13 protein-coding genes are annotated in these 17,401 nt (G+C 71.5%); 9 read left to right on the forward strand and 4 right to left on the reverse strand.

What is annotated here, in order from left to right; translation table 11 throughout:
• Window positions 1–2: 2 nt before the first annotated feature.
• The 6 genes from ruvA (at window position 3) to FM125_RS01015 (ending at window position 7,691) form a co-directional block, all read left to right on the forward strand.
• The gene (gene ruvA, locus FM125_RS00990) at window positions 3–647 is read left to right on the forward strand and encodes a Holliday junction branch migration protein RuvA (RefSeq protein WP_087133359.1); all 645 of its coding nucleotides are present in this window, start codon (window positions 3–5) and stop codon (window positions 645–647) included.
• Complete coding sequence (gene ruvB / locus FM125_RS00995; RefSeq protein WP_067189439.1) at window positions 644–1,681, forward strand: Holliday junction branch migration DNA helicase RuvB; 1,038 nt, start codon at window positions 644–646, stop codon at window positions 1,679–1,681. Before ruvA ends, ruvB begins: the two co-directional genes overlap by 4 nt.
• 161 nt (window positions 1,682–1,842) lie before the next feature.
• Window positions 1,843–2,340 carry a preprotein translocase subunit YajC gene (gene yajC, locus FM125_RS01000; RefSeq protein WP_087133360.1) on the forward strand — a complete coding sequence of 166 codons (498 nt, stop codon included), beginning with the start codon at window positions 1,843–1,845 and terminating at the stop codon, window positions 2,338–2,340.
• 65 nt (window positions 2,341–2,405) lie between these two features.
• Window positions 2,406–4,205, forward strand: a complete 1,800-nt coding sequence (gene secD, locus FM125_RS01005) for a protein translocase subunit SecD (protein WP_087133361.1) — start codon at window positions 2,406–2,408, stop codon at window positions 4,203–4,205.
• Complete coding sequence (gene secF, locus FM125_RS01010; protein ID WP_067189443.1) at window positions 4,202–5,242, forward strand: protein translocase subunit SecF; 1,041 nt, start codon at window positions 4,202–4,204, stop codon at window positions 5,240–5,242. Before secD ends, secF begins: the two co-directional genes overlap by 4 nt.
• A 148-nt stretch (window positions 5,243–5,390) precedes the next feature.
• The gene (locus FM125_RS01015; protein ID WP_087133362.1) at window positions 5,391–7,691 is read left to right on the forward strand and encodes a RelA/SpoT family protein; all 2,301 of its coding nucleotides are present in this window, start codon (window positions 5,391–5,393) and stop codon (window positions 7,689–7,691) included.
• Between the two features lie 12 nt (window positions 7,692–7,703).
• Here the strand turns inward: FM125_RS01015 and FM125_RS01020 are convergent, their stop codons facing one another.
• Both FM125_RS01020 and FM125_RS01025 read right to left on the reverse strand, forming a co-directional pair.
• Window positions 7,704–8,360, reverse strand: coding sequence for a hypothetical protein (locus tag FM125_RS01020; RefSeq protein ID WP_245829686.1), 657 nt, complete (start codon window positions 8,358–8,360; stop codon window positions 7,704–7,706).
• Between the two features lie 124 nt (window positions 8,361–8,484).
• Window positions 8,485–10,038 (reverse strand): DUF349 domain-containing protein, encoded by a 1,554-nt coding sequence (locus tag FM125_RS01025; RefSeq protein ID WP_245829688.1) that lies wholly within the window; start codon window positions 10,036–10,038, stop codon window positions 8,485–8,487.
• A gap of 304 nt (window positions 10,039–10,342) precedes the next feature.
• Here FM125_RS01025 and hisS point away from each other — a divergent pair, with 304 nt between their 5' ends.
• Together hisS and FM125_RS01035 are read left to right on the forward strand one after the other, a co-directional pair.
• Window positions 10,343–11,704: a histidine--tRNA ligase gene (hisS, locus tag FM125_RS01030; RefSeq protein WP_087133364.1), complete on the forward strand. Its 1,362-nt coding sequence runs from the start codon at window positions 10,343–10,345 to the stop codon at window positions 11,702–11,704.
• An 842-nt stretch (window positions 11,705–12,546) separates the two neighbouring features.
• Window positions 12,547–13,194, forward strand: coding sequence for a hypothetical protein (locus tag FM125_RS01035; RefSeq protein ID WP_143745168.1), 648 nt, complete (start codon window positions 12,547–12,549; stop codon window positions 13,192–13,194).
• A 50-nt stretch (window positions 13,195–13,244) separates the two neighbouring features.
• On the opposite strand, the gene FM125_RS01040 is transcribed toward FM125_RS01035, so the two are convergent.
• The gene (locus FM125_RS01040; protein WP_087133366.1) at window positions 13,245–14,525 is read right to left on the reverse strand and encodes an APC family permease; all 1,281 of its coding nucleotides are present in this window, start codon (window positions 14,523–14,525) and stop codon (window positions 13,245–13,247) included.
• Between the two features lie 147 nt (window positions 14,526–14,672).
• On the opposite strand from FM125_RS01040, the gene aspS reads away from it, so the two are divergent.
• Window positions 14,673–16,526: an aspartate--tRNA ligase gene (gene aspS, locus FM125_RS01045; protein ID WP_087133367.1), complete on the forward strand. Its 1,854-nt coding sequence runs from the start codon at window positions 14,673–14,675 to the stop codon at window positions 16,524–16,526.
• Between the two features lie 169 nt (window positions 16,527–16,695).
• On the opposite strand, the gene dtd is transcribed toward aspS, so the two are convergent.
• Entirely contained in the window at window positions 16,696–17,148 is a 453-nt protein-coding gene (dtd, locus tag FM125_RS01050) for a D-aminoacyl-tRNA deacylase (RefSeq protein ID WP_087133368.1), read from the reverse strand.
• Window positions 17,149–17,401: the final 253 nt, after the last annotated feature.

Below are 17,401 nucleotides of genomic sequence, written 5' to 3' on the forward strand. Positions count from 1 at the left end.
CCGTGATCGCCTCCCTGACCGGGACCGTCGAGTACGTCGGACTGGACCGTGCCGTCATCGCCTCCGGCGGCGTCGGCCGCCTTGTGTTCGCCACGCCGCAGACCCTGTCCGCCCTGCACGAGGGACGCGAGGCGTGTGTGCACACCCACCTGGTGGTGAAGGAGGACTCGCTCACGCTCTTCGGGTTCGCCGCCCGAGCCGAGCAGGAGGTCTTCGAGATCCTCCTCGGCGCCAACGGCGTCGGCCCGCGCCTGGCCCTGGCCGTGCTGGCGGTGCACCCTCCTGAGGCGGTGCGCCTGGCCGTCGCCCAGGAGGACGAGAAGGCCCTGACCCGGGTGCCCGGCATCGGCCCGAAGCTGGCGAAGAAGATCCTCGTGGAGCTGGCCGGCAAGCTGGCACCGACCGGCGCCGAGACGCCCGCCGAGGCCGGGCAGGACCAGGTCCCTGCGGCCCCGGCGGAGGACTGGCACGCGGACGTCGTCGAGGCGATGGCCGGCCTGGGCTGGTCCGAGAAGGAGGCCCTCAAGCGCGTCGAGGCCACCCTCGCCGCCCACCCCGAGCTCGACGAGGGCCGGGACATGGCCGCCCTGCTCCGCGCCACCCTGCGCGACGTCGGTGCCGCCGCCACCGTCCGGAGCGGCCGATGAACGGCGGCGGAACCGACGCCGGGGACCGGGGCGCGGACCGCGTCGTCGCCGGGGACGCGGGGGAGGACGAGCGCCGCCTCGAGGCCGCGCTGCGTCCGAAGCACCTGGACGAGTTCGTCGGACAGCAGCGCGTCCGCGAGCAGCTGGACCTGATGCTGGGCTCTGCCCGGCTGCGCGACCGCGCCGCGGACCACGTGCTCCTGTCCGGCCCGCCCGGGCTCGGCAAGACCACACTGGCGATGATCGTGGCCGCGGAGATGAACGCCCCGCTGCGCATCTCGTCCGGGCCGGCCATCCAGAACGCCGGCGACCTCGCGGCGATCCTCTCGTCCCTGACCGAAGGGGAGGTGCTGTTCCTGGACGAAGTCCACCGCATGTCCCGTCCGGCCGAGGAGATGCTCTACATGGCCATGGAGGACTTCCGCGTGGACATCGTCGTCGGCAAGGGCGCCGGCGCGACCTCCATTCCGCTGGAGCTGCCGCCGTTCACCCTGGTCGGGGCCACCACGCGCGCCGGCCTGCTGCCCGGCCCGCTCCGCGACCGCTTCGGGTTCACCGGGCACCTCGAGTTCTACTCGACCGAGGAGCTCGAGCTCGTCCTGCGCCGCTCGGCCCTGCTGCTGGACATGGACGTCACCTCCGCCGGCTTCGCCCAGATCGCCTCCCGCTCCCGGGGCACGCCGCGCATCGCCAACCGGCTGCTGCGCCGCGTGCGCGACTGGGCGCTCGTGAAGGGCCTGACGACCGTGGACGCCGAGGCCGCCGGCCGGGCCCTGCACATGTACGACGTGGACGAGCGTGGCCTGGACCGTCTCGACCGCGCCGTCCTGAACGCCCTCTGCACCGTCTTCGACGGGGGACCGGTCGGCCTGTCCACCCTCGCGATGGCCGTCGGCGAGGAGACAGAGACCGTCGAGACGGTCGCGGAGCCGTTCCTCATCCGCGAGGGTCTGGTCGGCCGCACGCCCCGGGGCCGTGTCGCGCTCCCCGGAGCCTGGGAGCACCTCGGGCTGCCGGCCCCGGAGCGGGGCTGAGCGGAGGGGGCCACATGCCCAGGCCAGGCGCCACGGACAGGCGCCTGGCCGTCGTCGGGCATCAGACGCCCTAGACTGGTCTGCACTGTGCGCACCCCCACACCCCGGACGGGTGTGCCTGCGCACGTTCTCATCCCCGACGACGACGGAGAGTGTCTCTCGTGACCACCCTCGCCCTGCCCATCGCAGACATGCCCATCGTGCTCGGCCAGCAGGCCGAGGGCGGCGGCGGAAGCATGTTCCTCCTGCTCATGTTCGGCGTCATGGCGCTGCTGCTCTTCTTCTCCTTCCGCAAGGCCCGCAAGGCCCAGCAGGCGCAGACCAAGATGCGCACGGAGCTGACCCCGGGCGTCGAGGTCATGACCGGCTCCGGCATCTTCGGCCACGTCGTCGACGTGAACCAGGATTCCCAGCGCGTGACCATCGAGGTCGCCCCGGGCACCCAGATGGACGTCCACCTGCAGGCCGTCGCCCAGATCGTGGAGCCGGACTCGGTCGCCTCCTCGGGCACCACGGGCGCCGTCGCCGCGGACGACCAGGACCGGTCCGAGCAGGGCGCCGAGTACGGCGAGCCTCAGGCCCCCGCCGACGAGGACGTGGACCGCCACCGCATCCAGCTCAACGGCGAGGACCAGCCCCGCCGCGACGAGCGCCCCTGACCCATCCGTCCGCGACCCGGCCCCCCTCGACCGGGTCGCTCGATCTGCGGAGATCCTGAACGCCCATGGCATCGAAGACCCCCGCGAGCGCGGCACGTCGCACCCTGACGTGGCTCGGCGCGCTCATCGCCCTCATGGCCGTCGTGCTCGGCATCGGCGTGGCCACGAACCAGGCCAGCTGGGCCCCGCGCCTGGCCCTCGACCTCGAGGGCGGCACCCAGATGGTGCTCGCCCCCGAGACCACCGGCGGCCAGCGCGTCACCGCTGAGCAGCTCGACCAGGCCGTCGAGATCATCCGCGCCCGCGTGGACGGCTCCGGCGTCGCCGAGGCCGAGGTGGCCACCCAAGGCGCCGAGAACGTGGTCGTCGCGATGCCGGGCACCTTGGATGAGCAGACCCGCCGCCTCATCCAGGCTTCCGCGGACTTGGAGTTCCGCGCCGTGCTGCAGCTCGGCGCGCCCGAGCCGGTCGCCGAGGAGCAGCGCACGCCCAAAGAAGACTTTCCGAAGCCTGCGGGCGAGCCGCAGGACGCCTACGACCCGAATTGGCTCACCCCCGAGCTGCTGGACGAGTTCCAGCGGACCGACTGCACCGTGCCTCGCGACCCGGGCGCCGAGCCGCTCGCCACGGACAAGGCCGTGGTGGCCTGCCAGACAGCCACCGACGAGCAGATCGCCGAGGGCACTGGCCGCAGTGCCAAGTACATCGTGGGCCCCCGGCTCATCCCCGGCACCCAGATCGATGACGCCACCAACGGCATGGCGAACACCTCAACCGGCGTCTCCACCAACGAATGGGTCGTGAACCTGACGTTCAAGGGTGAAGGCACGGATACGTTCCGCGAGGTCACCCAGAAGCTCACCCCATATCCGGAGGGCGATCCGCGCAAGCAGTTCGCCGTCATCCTGGACGGCACCGTGCTCTCGGCCCCACAGTCCTTGGGCGTGATCACCAACGGCCGCGCCCAGATCACCGGCCCCGGCTTCAACGAGGTGACCACGGCCGAGCTGGCCGAACAGCTGTCCTACGGCGCCCTGCCCATCAGCTTCACCATCGAGTCCGAGCAGCAGATCTCCGCGACCCTCGGCCAGGACCAGCTGTTCTGGGGCCTGGTGGCCGGCCTGATCGGCCTGCTGCTCGTGGCCGTCTACCAGTTCTTCCAGTACCGCGTGCTGGGCCTGCTGACCTTCGCGTCGATCATCGTCGCGGGGGTCATCACCTGGCTCGCCATCTCCCTGCTGGGCTGGTCGGACAACTACCGCCTGTCCCTGGCGGGCATCGCCGGCCTGATCGTGGCGATCGGCCTCACCGCCGACTCGTTCATCGTGTACTTCGAGCGCATCAAGGACGAGCTGCGCGCCGGCCGGAACATCGAGTCCGCGGTCCGAGAGGGCTGGAAGCGCGCCTCCCGCACCATCTGGGCCTCGAAGGCCGTGAACCTGCTCGCCGCCGCGGTGCTGTACTTCGTGGCCGTCGGCAACGTCCGCGGCTTCGCCTTCACCCTCGGCCTCACCGCGATCGCCGACCTGATCGTCGTCTTCTGGTTCACGCACCCGATGATGGTGCTGCTGTCCCAGACGAAGTTCATCGGCGGCGGCCACCGCATGTCCGGTCTGGACCCCTCGCTGCTCGGCCGCGAGCCGCTGTACAAGGGTGCCGGCCGCGTGCGTGAGTTCAAGACCCCGCCGAGCGATCAGACGGCACAGGGGGCCTCCGGCGGTGCCGAGCGGCGTCGCCGCCGCTCGCGCGGGGAGGCGGCCCGCCGCCCGACCATCGCCGAACGCCGTCGCGCCGAGCGCGAGGCCGCCTCGCCGGCCGCCGGCACCACCACCACGTCCGAGCGCACCCAGGAGGACGGCCAGTGAACCGCTTCGCTCAGTGGGGCAACGCCCTCTACACCGGACACAAGTCCTACCCGTTCGTCCAGCGCTGGAAGACCTGGTTCGCCGCCGCGGCGATCCTGCTCCTGGTCGCCGGCGGCCTGACCCTGATGCGCGGAGGCTTCAACCTCGGCATCGAGTTCCGCGGCGGCTCCGAGTTCGTGGTCTCCTCCGTTCAGAACACGGACGTCGCCGCAGGAGAGCAGGCCGTGCGGGACGTCGCCGCCGACGGCATCGCCACGGTCACGAACATCGCCCCGGGCACCATGCGCGTGCAGACCGAGCGCATGGACGACGCCCAAACCCTGCAGGTCGCCCAGAACCTCCAGGACGCCTACGGCGTGACCGCGGACCACGTGACCTCGAACTTCGTGGGCCCCACCTGGGGTGCCGCCGTCTCGCAGCAGGCCCTGATCGGCCTGGTGATCTTCGTGGTCCTGGTGACCCTGTTCATGGCGCTGTACTTCCGCACCTGGAAGATGTCGCTGGCCGCGGTGATCGGCATGCTCTACGTGGTGGCGCTGACCGCCGGCATCTACGGCGCCACCGGCTTCGAGGTCACCCCGTCCGCCGTCATCGGCTTCCTGACCATCCTGTCCTACGCCCTCTACGACACCGTGGTGGTGTTCGACAAGATCCGCGAGAACACCCAGACGGTCCACGAGGACGCCGACCGGACCTTCGCGGAGAACGTGAACCTCGCCGTGAACCAGACGCTGGTCCGCTCGATCACCACCTCCGTGGTGGGCATCCTGCCGGTGGGCTCCATCCTGTTCATCGGCGCGGGTCTGCTCGGTGCGGGCACCCTCTCCGACATCGCCCTGGCCATCTTCGTCGGCATCATCGTCGGCACCATGGCGACCCTGTTCATCCAGGCACCGCTCTACGCCCTGCTGCGCCGCGGAGACGGGGACGTCACGGATCACGACGGCGCCGTCCTGGCCCGTCGCGAGTCCTCGGGCCGTGCCCCGGAGGGCGCGACCGAGGGCGTCGACGGGACCGAGCCGGCCGCCCGGGCCTGACCTGGGACCACACGGCCGACCGCACGTCCGCCGGACACACGCACATGCCGCACGGCGGCGCGAGCGCGGGGAGGTAGACTCCCCGCTATCGCGCCGCCGTTCGCGTCGAGACGGGACACCCCACGTCCCGGGGAGGAGACACGCAGCCATGACCCCGCCCTCCGTGTCCGACGCCGACGCTCGCCGCCCCGAGAAGTCGCCCCGTCCCCGTGGCCGCATGGCACGCCTCACCGGTCGGCACGCCACCGAGTACTCGCCCATCCTCGAGCCGCTGATGCGCACCCTGCGCACGCGCTCCCCGCGGACGGACTTCAAGGAGGTCATCCGCGCCTACACCGTGGCCGAACGCTGCCACGAGGGCCAGATGCGCCGCTCCGGGGACCCCTACATCACCCACCCGGTGGCCGTGGCGACGATCCTCGCCGAGCTGGGCCTGTCCGGGCCCACGATCTACGCCGCCCTGCTGCACGACACCGTGGAGGACACGGACTACTCGCTCGAGCAGCTGCGCAAGGACTTCGGCGACGAGGTCGCCGTGCTGGTGGACGGCGTGACCAAGCTGGACAAGGTCACCTACGGAGCCGCCGCGCAGGCCGAGACCGTCCGCAAGATGGTCATCGCCATGGCCCAGGACGTGAACGTCCTGCTCATCAAGCTCGCCGACCGGCTCCACAACGCGCGCACCTGGCGCTACGTATCCCCGGCCTCCTCCGCCAAGAAGGCCCAGGAGACCCTGGACATCTACGCGCCGCTGGCCCACCGGCTCGGCATGAACACGGTCAAGTGGGAGCTGGAGGACCTGTCCTTCGCCGCGCTGAAGCCGAAGGTCTACGCGGAGATCGTCCGCCTGGTGGGCGAGCGCAACCCCGAACGCGAGAAGCACATCGAGCGCCTGCGCGAGGAGATCAGCGCCCGGCTGCGGGACAACCGCATCAAGGCCACCGTCACCGGCCGCCCCAAGCACTACTACTCGATCTACCAGAAGATGATCGTGCGCGGGAAGGAGTTCGACGACATCTACGACCTCACCGGCATCCGCGTGCTCGTGGACTCGGTGAAGGACTGCTACGGCGCGCTCGGCGTCCTCCACGCGCAGTGGAGCCCGCTGCCGGGTCGGTTCAAGGACTACATCGCGATGCCGAAGCTCAACATGTACCAGTCCCTGCACACCTCCGTGATGGGACCGGGCGGACGTGCTGTGGAGATCCAGATCCGCACCTTCGACATGCACCGCCAGGCCGAGTACGGCGTGGCCGCGCACTGGATGTACAAGGCCAACGCGGCCGCCGGGACCGCGGGCTCGTCCACGCCGCAGTGGCTGCGCTCGGTGATGGACTGGCAGAAGGACACCCGGGACCCGGACGAGTTCCTGCACTCACTGCGCACGGAGATCGACGCGGACGAGGTCTACGTCTTCACACCCAAGGGAGAGATCCGCTCCCTTCCCGCCGGCGCGACCCCCGTGGACTTCGCCTACTCCGTGCACACCGACGTGGGTCACCGGACCATCGGTGCCCGCGTGAACGGCAAGCTGGTCCCGCTGTCCTCCCAGCTCCAGCACGGCGACACCGTTGAGGTGTTCACCTCCAAGGCCGAGAACGCCGGCCCCAGCCACGACTGGCTCGGCTTCACCGTCTCCCCGCGCGCCAAGTCCAAGATCCGCCACTGGTTCGCCACACAGCGCCGCGACGAGCAGATCGAGCGCGGCAGGCAGTCCCTGACCCGTCAGCTGCGCCGCGAGAACCTGGCTGTCCAGAAGGTCCTCGGCGGCGAGGAGCTTCCCGCCGTGGCGGCCGAGCACGGCCTGAACGACCTGGACGCCCTGTTCGCGCAGATCGCCGACGGCCACCTCTCCGCACAGAACGTGGTGGAGAAGGTCCAGGCGAAGCTGGCCCCACCAGAGGAGTCGCCGACGGCCCCGTCCTCCGAGACCGCGCTGGGGGAGATCGAGCTCGAGGAGATCGTCAAGCGACCCGTGAAGCGTCCGCCGTCCTCCGACGGCGGCGCGACCGGCGTGCTGGTCCAGGGGAACGCGGGGATGATGACGAAGCTGGCACGCTGCTGCAATCCGGTGCCGCCGGACGAGATCTGCGGCTTCGTCACCCGCGGCTCCGGCGTGTCCGTGCACCGCAGCGACTGCAATAACGTGGACACCCTGCTCGAGCAGGAGCCCGAGCGCCGCGTGGACGTCGCCTGGGCCCCCACGCGCAACGCCGTGTACCTGGTGGAGATCCAGGTGGAGGCGCTGGACCGCACCTCGCTGCTCTCGGACGTGACCCGTGTGCTCGCGGAGAACCACGTGAACATCCTGTCCGCGTCCGTGAACACCACGCGGGACCGGGTGGCCATGAGCCGGTTCGTCTTCGAGATGGGCGACCCGATGTACCTCAACCACGTGGTCAACGCGGTCAAGCGGATCGACGGCGTCTTCGACGTGCGCCGCACCTGACGGCTGCGCCGGTCAGGACAGCAGCTCGGCCAGGCGCCGGCGGGCCCGGACGATGCCGGGCCTGCGCCGCGGCGGCGCCAGCCGTTCGACGAGTCCCTCCGCCCCGAACCGGGCGATCAGCCGCGCCGCCGCCCGGCCCTCCTGGGAGCCGTCGGCCAGCAGCAGGTCCTCCACGGTGCGCCCCACCGTGGTCACGCGCACCGGGCCGAGGAGCACGACGTCCGCCTCGGCCGGCGCGGCAGACCCTCCGACGGCGGCCACGTCCGCCTGCGTGAACGTCCACCCGGGCCCGTGGTCCCGTGCCGGCGGAGGCCGGTGGTAATGGGCTACGGCGATATGCAGCGTGCGCGGCAGCGGGCCTCCTGCGTGCAGCCACGCCGCCGTCAGCCCCATGGCCGTCCACCCTGCCGTCAGCAGCGGGCCGGCCACGAGCCAGACCGCGTCCGCGCGCATGCGGGGGTCCACCGGGCGGTCCGCCGGAGCGTAGACCCGGCCCAGCAGGTGGTGCAGGGCCCCGGCCGAGACCAGCGTCTGCAGCTCCGCATCCGCGAACTCCGGCCCGGCCGCCCAGACCTCGGTCGTCACCGTCCGGTCGGTGGGCGGGGCCGGGATCGGGCCGGGCACTGCTGCGGTGAGGGGGACGGGCGCGTCGGCGGCGGAGGATCTCATGGCGTCCATCCTGCGCCAGGTGCGCGCCCGCTGCCGCCGGGGTGTGGACAACGCAGACGGGCGGCCCGGCCGAATGCCGGACCGCCCGTCGGGCGCAGGCCGCGTCGTCCGCGGCGGGACAGGCTCAGGCCAGGTCGGCGGCGGAGGCCTCCAACGCCTTCTTCCACTGCAGGCGGGCGTCGAGCGCCTCCTGGGCCTGGGCGATCTTCTTCTCATCGCCGGCGGCCTTGGCCTCCTCCAGCTCCGCCTCGAGGCCGGCGATGGTCTCCTCCAGCTGGGTCAGCGCGGAGTTCGTGCGGGCCTTGGTCTCCGGGTCGGTGCGGCGCCAGTGCTCGTTCTCGGCCTGCTTGAGGGCGTCCTCCAGCTCGCGGAAGCCGGCCTCCATGCGGCGCACGTCACCGCGCGGCACTCGACCGGCCTCCTCCCAGCGGCCGCGCAGCTCGTTAAGCGCAGCACGGCCGGCCTTGACGTCCGTGAAGGGCAGGAGCTTCCTGCCGTCGGCCAGGATCTGCTCCTTGACCTTGAGGTTGGCGCCGTATTCGCGGTCGATCTCGGCGTTGGCCTCGTTGCGGGCAGTGAAGAACACGTCCTGTGCGGCACGGAAGCGGGCCCAGAGGGCGTCGTCCTCCTTGCGGGAGGCACGCGGTGCGGCCTTCCACTCGCTCATCAGGTCGCGGTACTTGCCGGTGGTCACGCCCCAGTCTGTGGAGGAGGAGAGCTCCTCGGCGCGGGCGATGAGGCGCTCCTTGACCTGCTTCGCCTCCGCGGACCGGGCGTCCAGACGGGAGAAGTGCGCCCGGCGGGTCTTGTCGAACTGGGTGCGGGCGCCCCGGAAGCGCTTCCAGAGGCCGTCCTCGACCGACTTCGACAGGCGCGGGCCGGTCTTCTGGGCGGCCTTCCACTCGTCGAAGAGCTCGGCCATGCGCTTGGAGGCCTTCTTCCACGGCATGCGCTCGGCCGGGGTGGCGGCGAACTCCTCGGCCTCGGCGACGATCGCCTCGCGGGCGGCGAGCTGCTCGGCCTGGGCGGCCTGACGGGCCTCGGCCTCGGCGGCGCGGTAGTCGCCCAGCAAGGTCTCCAGAGCCGCCAGACGGGTGCGCAGCGCGTTGATGTCGCCCACCATCTGGCGCTCCTGCACGGTGGCCTTCATCTGGTTGAGGGCCTTCTGGAGCTCCGAGGACGGTGCGCCGGCGGCGATGCGCTGCTCGAACAGCGCCATCTGTGCGCGGACGTCGTCGTACTTGCGCACGAAGTAGGCCACGGCCTCCTCTGCGGTGGCGTCGGGGACCTGGCCGACGGTGTGCTCCTCCTGGCCGTCCAGCAGCACCACGTGGCCGTCCTCGGTCACGCGGGCGAACTGCGCGGCCGTGGCCGGATCGGTCGGCTCGACGGTCGGGGCCGGGGCGGCGGGCTTGGCTGTCGCCGGGGCGGCTGCGGCTGGGGTGGCCGGCCTGCCCGGCTTCATGGCGGCCGGGGAAGGAGCAGCCGGCTTCGCCTCGGTCTTCTCGACCTCCGGGGCCTTCTCGACCTCCGGGGCCGCGGGCTCAGCCTGGTGCCCGGCCGGTGTCTGCTCGGCCGGCGCCTGCGCGGCGTCGGTGGTCGGCGCGCTCTCGACCTGCGCCTCGGCGGCGTCGGCGGTCGGCTGCTGGTCGTCGGACTTCTGATTCTCAGTGGTCACCGCTGGAACTCTCCCTGGACGGGCCCGTTCGCGCTGACGTGCGCGGGCGGGTCGGGATGGACACGAACAGGGCAAGCCTAGCCGCGAAAGCACGGAAGCGCCCGGCAACCCCGGCCACATGCGTGGGCGAGGCGGTGGACGAACCCGGCGGCCGTCGTCGCGCCCCTGTTCACGGGTGCTCCCGGGCACCCCGCCGGGGGAGGGCCACGTCCCGGACCGCCGCCGCACCGCAGCAGGGCCGCCACCTAGACTGGGCGGGTCAGTCCCGTCCGCGCGACGGCCCGATCCGAGACGAAGGAACCCCATGGCCCGCAAGTCCTCCCTGTCCGGCTTCCCCGAGTGGCTCCCCGCTGAGCGCGTCGTCGAGCAGCATGTGCTGGACACGCTGCGTCGGACCTTCGAGCTGCACGGGTTCGCCGGGATCGAGACCCGCGCGGTGGAGACCCTGGGCCAGCTGCTGCGCAAGGGCGAGGTGGACAAGGAGGTCTACGCCGTCTCCCGCCTCGCCGAGGACCAGGACGTCGCCGAGGGCCGGCGCTCGGCGACGTCCCCGGACGACCCCAAGCGCCTGGCCCTGCACTTCGACCTCACCGTGCCCTTCGCCCGCTACGTGGTGGAGAACGCCGGCCACCTCGCCTTCCCGTTCCGGCGGTACCAGATGCAGAAGGTCTGGCGCGGCGAGCGGCCGCAGGAGGGCCGCGCGCGCGAGTTCACCCAGGCGGACATCGACATCGTCGGCGACGGGCAGCTGTCCCCGCGCTATGACGTGGACGTCGCCCTCGTAATGGCCGAGGCGCTCGGCGGCCTGCCGATCGGCGACTTCCTCATCCGTATCAACAACCGCAAGCTCGCCGAGGGCTTCTACCGCGGCATCGGCCTGACGGACACCGCCGGGGTGCTGCGCAGCATCGACAAGCTCGAGAAGGTCGGCCCCGAGGAGGTCGCCCGCCTGCTGCAGGAGGAGGTCGGGGCCTCCGCCGAGCAGGCCGAGCAGGCCCTGGCCCTGGCCGCCATCCGCACCGAGGACACCTCCTTCGTGGAGCAGGTCCGCGCCCTCGGTGTGCAGGACGACCTGATGGAGGAGGGGCTCACCGAGCTGGCGGAGGTCATCGGCACGATGCACCGCCGCGCCCCGGGCCGGGCCGTCGCCGACCTCTCCATCGCCCGCGGCCTCGACTACTACACCGGCACCGTGTACGAGACGGTCCTGGTGGGCCACGAGCAGCTCGGCTCCATCTGCTCCGGCGGCCGCTACGACGCGCTGGCCTCCAAGGGGAACCGGACCTTCCCGGGTGTCGGCCTGTCCATCGGCGTCACCCGCCTGGTGATGCGCATGCTCTCCCAGGAGATGGCCGTCGCCTCCCGCGCCGTGCCCACCGTGGTCTACGTGGCCCTGACCTCGGACGAGGACTGGTCCGCCGCCCAGGACGTGGCCGGCGTGCTGCGCGAGCGCGGGATCGCCACCGAGGTGGCCGTCTCCGCCGAGAAGTTCGGCAAGCAGATCAAGTACGCGGACCGCCGCGGCATCCCGTTCGTCTGGTTCCTCGGCGCCGGGGAGTCCGGCCACGAGGTCAAGGACATCCGCTCCGGCGAGCAGGTCCCCGCCGACCCGCAGACCTGGATGCCGCCGGCCGAAGACCTCGTCCCGCAGGTGACCGCAGGCTGAGCGGGCCCGTCGGCGCCCGACTGGAGTCTGCGTGGTCCACGTCCGCCTCATGGCCGAGGTGCGTGAAACACGTCGTTGGTTTCATGACACCATTGGTATAGGGTGACGCATGTCACTCTAGATCGTATGACCTACGGTGTGTCGACACTTTGGCCCACCCACCGTATCGACTTGAAGGGATGCGCTTTCGTGATGGCGAAATGGAAGACCCCCACCACTGTGGTGACTGCGGGCCTACTCGTGCTTGGAGCGATCGGTGCCGCCCCTCCAGCAAGTGCGATTCGTCATTGCGCGGGTGCACCGCCCGATTCGCAGGGGTTGTCCGATCAGGTTCTCTCGTTGAGTTCGTTCGATCGAACATCCGAGGACGACCGACACACTCACTTCGACTCCTCGGAGTCGTCGCCGGACTGTGGCGGCGGAGGAGTCAACGGGGCTGGTATACCGGCACGTCTCTTCTCGGCACCTTTGCGGATTGACCTCAGCAAGTTCACGGTCAAGAAATCAGATGGTGGGCTGTACGAAGCTCGAGGTCAGGCCTGGTCTATACATCGTGACACAGCCGGTCATGGAGGTAAGGTATGGAAGCTCAAGGATGCGAGATCACGACCGAGAACCCACGCATCTCTGCGGAGCGACGGGAGAGTATGGGTGGGAGACAAGTATTGGTACCAGCCTCGATGACGACGTCGTCTGATGACGGGGAGAGCTCGCCGTACTCGGAAGGGCTGCCCCCGGCAGAAGAGATCCAGGCCCACCTGGCGGAGCTGGTGAGTCATCAGCCTGGCCTTCCCCTCCACTGGGAGGTGACGGCCGGGCAGGCCCCTGCCGGGGACCCCTGGGTGAGGATCGCTGCGGTGCGCCGGGGTCTGCTCGGCGAGTCGACCGTCGTCGGCGCCTTCCGGATCGACGAGCGGGAGGCGGTCTTCGACGTCACTGCCGAGCGCTCGCCCGAGGGCGCGCTCGTCCACGACGCCCTGGCCCGGGTCGCGGCAGAGCACTTCCCAGCGGCAACGGTCCCCGGGCAGCCCGGCACTCGCTACTCGGTGCGCTGGTGCGGCCCCGATCCCGATGACGCTCCGGCCGGTGAGTACGTGGTGCAGCGCGCCGGCACGGGGGCCGAGACCGCTCGGATACGGTGCCGGCCGCTGACCCCGGGCCGGTCATGGGGGTTCCAGGTCGTCCGGCCCGAATCGACGGCATCGTACTGGTTCGAACTGTCACTCGATCGCGTGGTCGACGAGCGTCTGGGGGAGACGGACTCCACCTTCTGGGCCGTCTACAACGGCATCGACGACGACAGTCGGGTCCTCGCCCACGCCACGATCCCGGAGTCCGGCAGCGTCGTCTGGCACACCCATCCCGCGCTCATGCCGGACGCGGCCTCCGACGCCGGGGAGATGCTGCTCGCCCTCGTCGAGGCGCTCGCGCAGCTGCAGCAGACGACCGGTCCATGGCCTGCGTGGGTGCCGGACACGGCCGTCAGATGAGCAGCCGACGCTGTGCGGGCCCAGGACTCCGTGGCCTTTGCGTCCAGCGCTCAGCGCCCGGTGCTGTAGTCGCCCTTGGCGCGGGCGAAGGAGCGGCCGCCGGCGCCGATCAGGAACACGCCGAGCATCGCCAGCACGGACGTCGGCGGCAGGGTGAACGCCAGCACCAGGCAGAGCACCAGGCCCAGGACGTTCACGGCGCGCGGGACCCGCAGCGGGCGGTCGCCGCTCAGGGTCAGGGCGGAGAGGTTCGTCACGGCGTAGTAGACGAGCACGCCGAAGGAGCTGAAGCCCACCACGGTGAGGATGTCCGTGGCCAGCAGCAGCACGATGACGAAGACCGCCACCACCGTCTGGCCCACCCAAGGGGTCTGCGCCGGGCCGCCGACCGTCGCCAGCGGGCGCGGCAGGTCGCCCTCCCGGGCCATGGCCAGGGCGGTGCGCGAGATGCCGGTGAGCAGGTTCAGCATGGCGCCGACGCAGGCCAGGGCGGCCGCGACGAGGGCGACCCAGCCCCAGCCGGAGCCCAGCGCGGCCTCGAGAGCCGCGCGCGCGGGGGCGGGGGAGAGGGCCAGGCCGGAGCCGCCCAGGGCGCGGAGCAGCCCGGCGGCGAGCAGCACGTACAGCACCACGGTGAAGGAGAGGGCGCCCAGGACGGCGCGCGGGATGGTGCGGCGCGGATCCGATACCTCCTCGCCCATGGTCGCCACGCGGGCGTAGCCGGCGAAGGAGAAGAACAGCAGGCCCGCGGCCATGAGCACGCCCAGCGGGGATGGGTCGCCGAGCACCTCCGCGCCGCTGGCGGACGCGCCCCCGTCCCCGAGAGCCAGGCCGGCCACCACGGTCAGGGCCAGGACCGCCAGCACAGGGATGAGGATCGCCACCGTGACCTGGACGGTGCGGGTCACGCCCAGCACGGCCACCACGGTGAGGAGCACGACGGCGGCGACGCCCACGATCCGGTCGAGGGAGCCGTCGTCGGGGAAGACGTAGAGGCCCACGGTGGCCGCCATGGCGGCCACGGAGGCGGTCTTGCCGGTGACGAACCCCCAGCCTGCCAGGAAGCCCGGCCACGGGCCGAGCTGCTCGCGGCCGTACACGTAGGTCCCGCCGGAGGCCGGATGCACGGTGGCCAGCTGGGCGGTGGACAGGGCGTTGCACGTCGCCACGACGGCCGCGAGGCCCAGCGCCAGGTACAGGGCACCCGCGTGGCCGCCGGTCAGTGCGGCGGCCAGGCCGAGCGTCGTGAAGGCGCCGGCGCCCACCATCGAACCGACGCCGATCACGGTCGCCTGGGGCAGGGTCAGGGTGCGCTGCAGGGTGCCGGACACGGCCGTCCTCTTCCTCGGGTGCGGTCGGTGGAGGGGGTGCCGGTAGACTCTGGGCGGTCACACCCCTGTCCTGCATGACTACCACAGCGGTGTGGCACCCCCATGAACCCGCGACGACGTCCGGCGACCCCGGACGAGGAGGAACCCGTGCTTCGCACCCACACCCTCGGCGAGCTGAATGCCTCGCTCATCGGCCAGACCGTCACCGTCACCGGCTGGGTGGCCCGCCGCCGGGACCACGGCGGCGTGGCCTTCGTGGACCTGCGCGACCGCTCCGGCTTCGCCCAGATCGTCGTCCGCGATGAGGCGGACTTCGACCCGCTGCGCAACGAGTGGGTCCTGAAGGTCACCGGCGTCGTCGAGCGTCGCCCCGAGGGCAACGAGAACCCGAACCTGCCCTCCGGCGAGATCGAGCTGATCGTGGACGAGCTGACGGTGCTCAACCGCGCCGCCGCCCTCCCGTTCCAGGTGGACGAGCACGTGGAGGTCGGCGAGGAGACCCGCCTGCGCCACCGCTACCTGGACCTGCGCCGTCCGCAGCCGGCCAAGATCATGGCCCTGCGCTCCGAGGCCAACCGCATCGCCCGCGAGCTGCTGCACTCCGAGGGGTTCCTCGAGGTCGAGACCCCGACCCTCACCCGCTCCACCCCGGAAGGCGCCCGTGACTTCCTGGTCCCGGCCCGCCTGGCCCCGGGCTCCTGGTACGCCCTGCCGCAGTCCCCGCAGCTGTTCAAGCAGCTGCTGCAGGTGGGCGGCATCGAGAACTACTACCAGCTGGCCCGCTGCTACCGCGACGAGGACTTCCGCGCGGACCGTCAGCCGGAGTTCACCCAGCTGGACATCGAGGCCTCCTTCGTGGAGCAGGACGACATCATCACCCTGGGTGAGAAGATCGTGCAGGCGCTGTGGGCGAAGGTCGGCGTGGACGTCGACCTGCCGATCCGCCGCATGACCTACGACGAGGCCATGACCAAGTACGGCTCGGACAAGCCGGATCTGCGCTTCGGCCTCGAGCTGACCGACCTGACCGAGTACTTCAAGGACACCCCCTTCCGCGTGTTCCAGAACGAGTACGTCGGCGCCGTCGTGATGCCCGGCGGCGCCTCCCAGGCCCGCCGCACCCTGGACGCCTGGCAGGAGTGGGCCAAGCAGCGCGGCGCCAAGGGCCTGGCCTACGTGCTCATCCAGGAGGACGGCACCCTCACCGGCCCGGTCTCCAAGAACATCACCGAGGAGGAGAAGGCCGGCCTGGCCGCCGCCACCGGCGCGAACCCGGGCGACTGCATCTTCTTCGCCGCCGGCAAGCCGAAGGAGTCCCGCGCCCTGCTCGGCGCCGCCCGCGTGGAGATCGGCCGTCGCTGCGGCCTGTTCAAGGACGCCGGCCCGGAGGTTCCGGTGCACGAGGCCGACTGGTCCTTCGTGTGGGTCGTGGACGCCCCGATGTTCGAGCCCGCGGCGGAGGCGGAGGCCTCCGGCGACGTGGCCGTCGGCTCCGGCGCGTGGACCGCCGTGCACCACGCGTTCACCTCGCCGAAGCCCGAGTTCGTGGACACCTTCGACACCGACCCGGGCTCCGCCCTGGCGTACGCCTACGACATCGTCTGCAACGGCAACGAGATCGGCGGCGGCTCCATCCGCATCCACGACCAGGACGTGCAGAAGCGTGTCTTCGAGGTCATGGGGCTGTCCCAGGAGGACGCGGAGGAGAAGTTCGGCTTCCTGCTCGAGGGCTTCAAGTTCGGCGCCCCGCCGCACGGCGGCATCGCGTTCGGCTGGGACCGGGTGGTGGCCCTGCTGGCCGGCACCGACTCGATCCGCGAGGTCATCGCGTTCCCGAAGACCGGCGGCGGATACGACCCGCTGACCGCGGCTCCGGCCCCGATCACCGCGCAGCAGCGCAAGGAGGCCGGCGTGGACGCCAAGCCGGAGGAGAAGAGGGCCGCCGCCGCCGAGCAGAAGGAGGCCGCGAAGGGCGAGGCGAAGGGCGAGGCGAAGCCCTGATCCCGGACCGGGCCTGACGGCTGAGCGGGCCTGGCGGCTGAGCGGATCTGACGGCTGAGCGGGCCCATGGGGGACCCTGCGTGGACGTGGCCGCTCTCAGACGAGGAATCGTCCTGAGGGCGGCCACGACCGTTCACGGTCGGGGTTGTCCACGTCCGCGGCTGTTCCTTCAGCCCCGCCGCGGGCCCTTGAGCTCGTCCGAGTCCACGATCAGCGTGAACGGGCCGGAGTTGGTCAGCGTGACCTCCATCTGGGCGCCGAACACGCCGCGCTCCACGCGCACGCCGGCGGACTCGAGGTCGGCCATGAAGCGCTCGTAGAGCGGCTGCGCCCGGTCGCCCTTGGCCGAGCGGGTCCAGGACGGTCGGCGGCCCCTGCGCACGTTCCCGTAGAGGGTGAACTGGCTGATCACCAGCGCCGGGGCCTCGGCGGTGAGCAGGGACCGCTCGTCCTCGAGCATCCGCAGCCCGGCCACCTTCTGCGCCACCTGCACGGCCTCAGCCTCGGTGTCCTCCACGCTCACGCCCAGCAGGACCACCAGGCCCTCGCCCTCGAACCGACCCACCACCTCTCCGGCGACGGTCACGGACGCGGAATCGGCTCTCTGGCATACGGCTCGCATGGGCACCATGCTCGCACGCCCCGTCACCGGGCGGACCCCGCAGAGGACGCCCGCCCCGCCCTCGGCGAGCCCCGTCACCCGGCGAGCCTCGCATTAGACGCCCGCCCCGCCCTCGGCATGCCCCCGCAGAAGACGCACGCCCCGTCTCCGGCACGTCCCCCAGAGGACGCACGCCCCGACTCCGGCGCGTCCCCCAGAGGACGCACGCCCCGTCTCCGGCGCGTCCCCCAGAAGACGCACGCCCCGTCTCCGG

Origin of the sequence: Micrococcus lylae (genome assembly GCF_900163825.1) — a bacterium.
Taxonomy (GTDB): domain Bacteria; phylum Actinomycetota; class Actinomycetes; order Actinomycetales; family Micrococcaceae; genus Micrococcus; species Micrococcus lylae.

Coding starts and splice junctions, on each gene's coding strand:
- ruvB (WP_067189439.1), top strand. CDS start 644: ATGAACGGCGGCGGAACCGACGCCGGGGACCGGGGCGCGGACCGCGTC.
- secD (WP_087133361.1), top strand. CDS start 2,406: ATGGCATCGAAGACCCCCGCGAGCGCGGCACGTCGCACCCTGACGTGG.
- FM125_RS01015 (WP_087133362.1), top strand. CDS start 5,391: ATGACCCCGCCCTCCGTGTCCGACGCCGACGCTCGCCGCCCCGAGAAG.
- FM125_RS01020 (WP_245829686.1), bottom strand. CDS start 8,360: ATGAGATCCTCCGCCGCCGACGCGCCCGTCCCCCTCACCGCAGCAGTG.
- hisS (WP_087133364.1), top strand. CDS start 10,343: ATGGCCCGCAAGTCCTCCCTGTCCGGCTTCCCCGAGTGGCTCCCCGCT.
- dtd (WP_087133368.1), bottom strand. CDS start 17,148: ATGCGAGCCGTATGCCAGAGAGCCGATTCCGCGTCCGTGACCGTCGCC.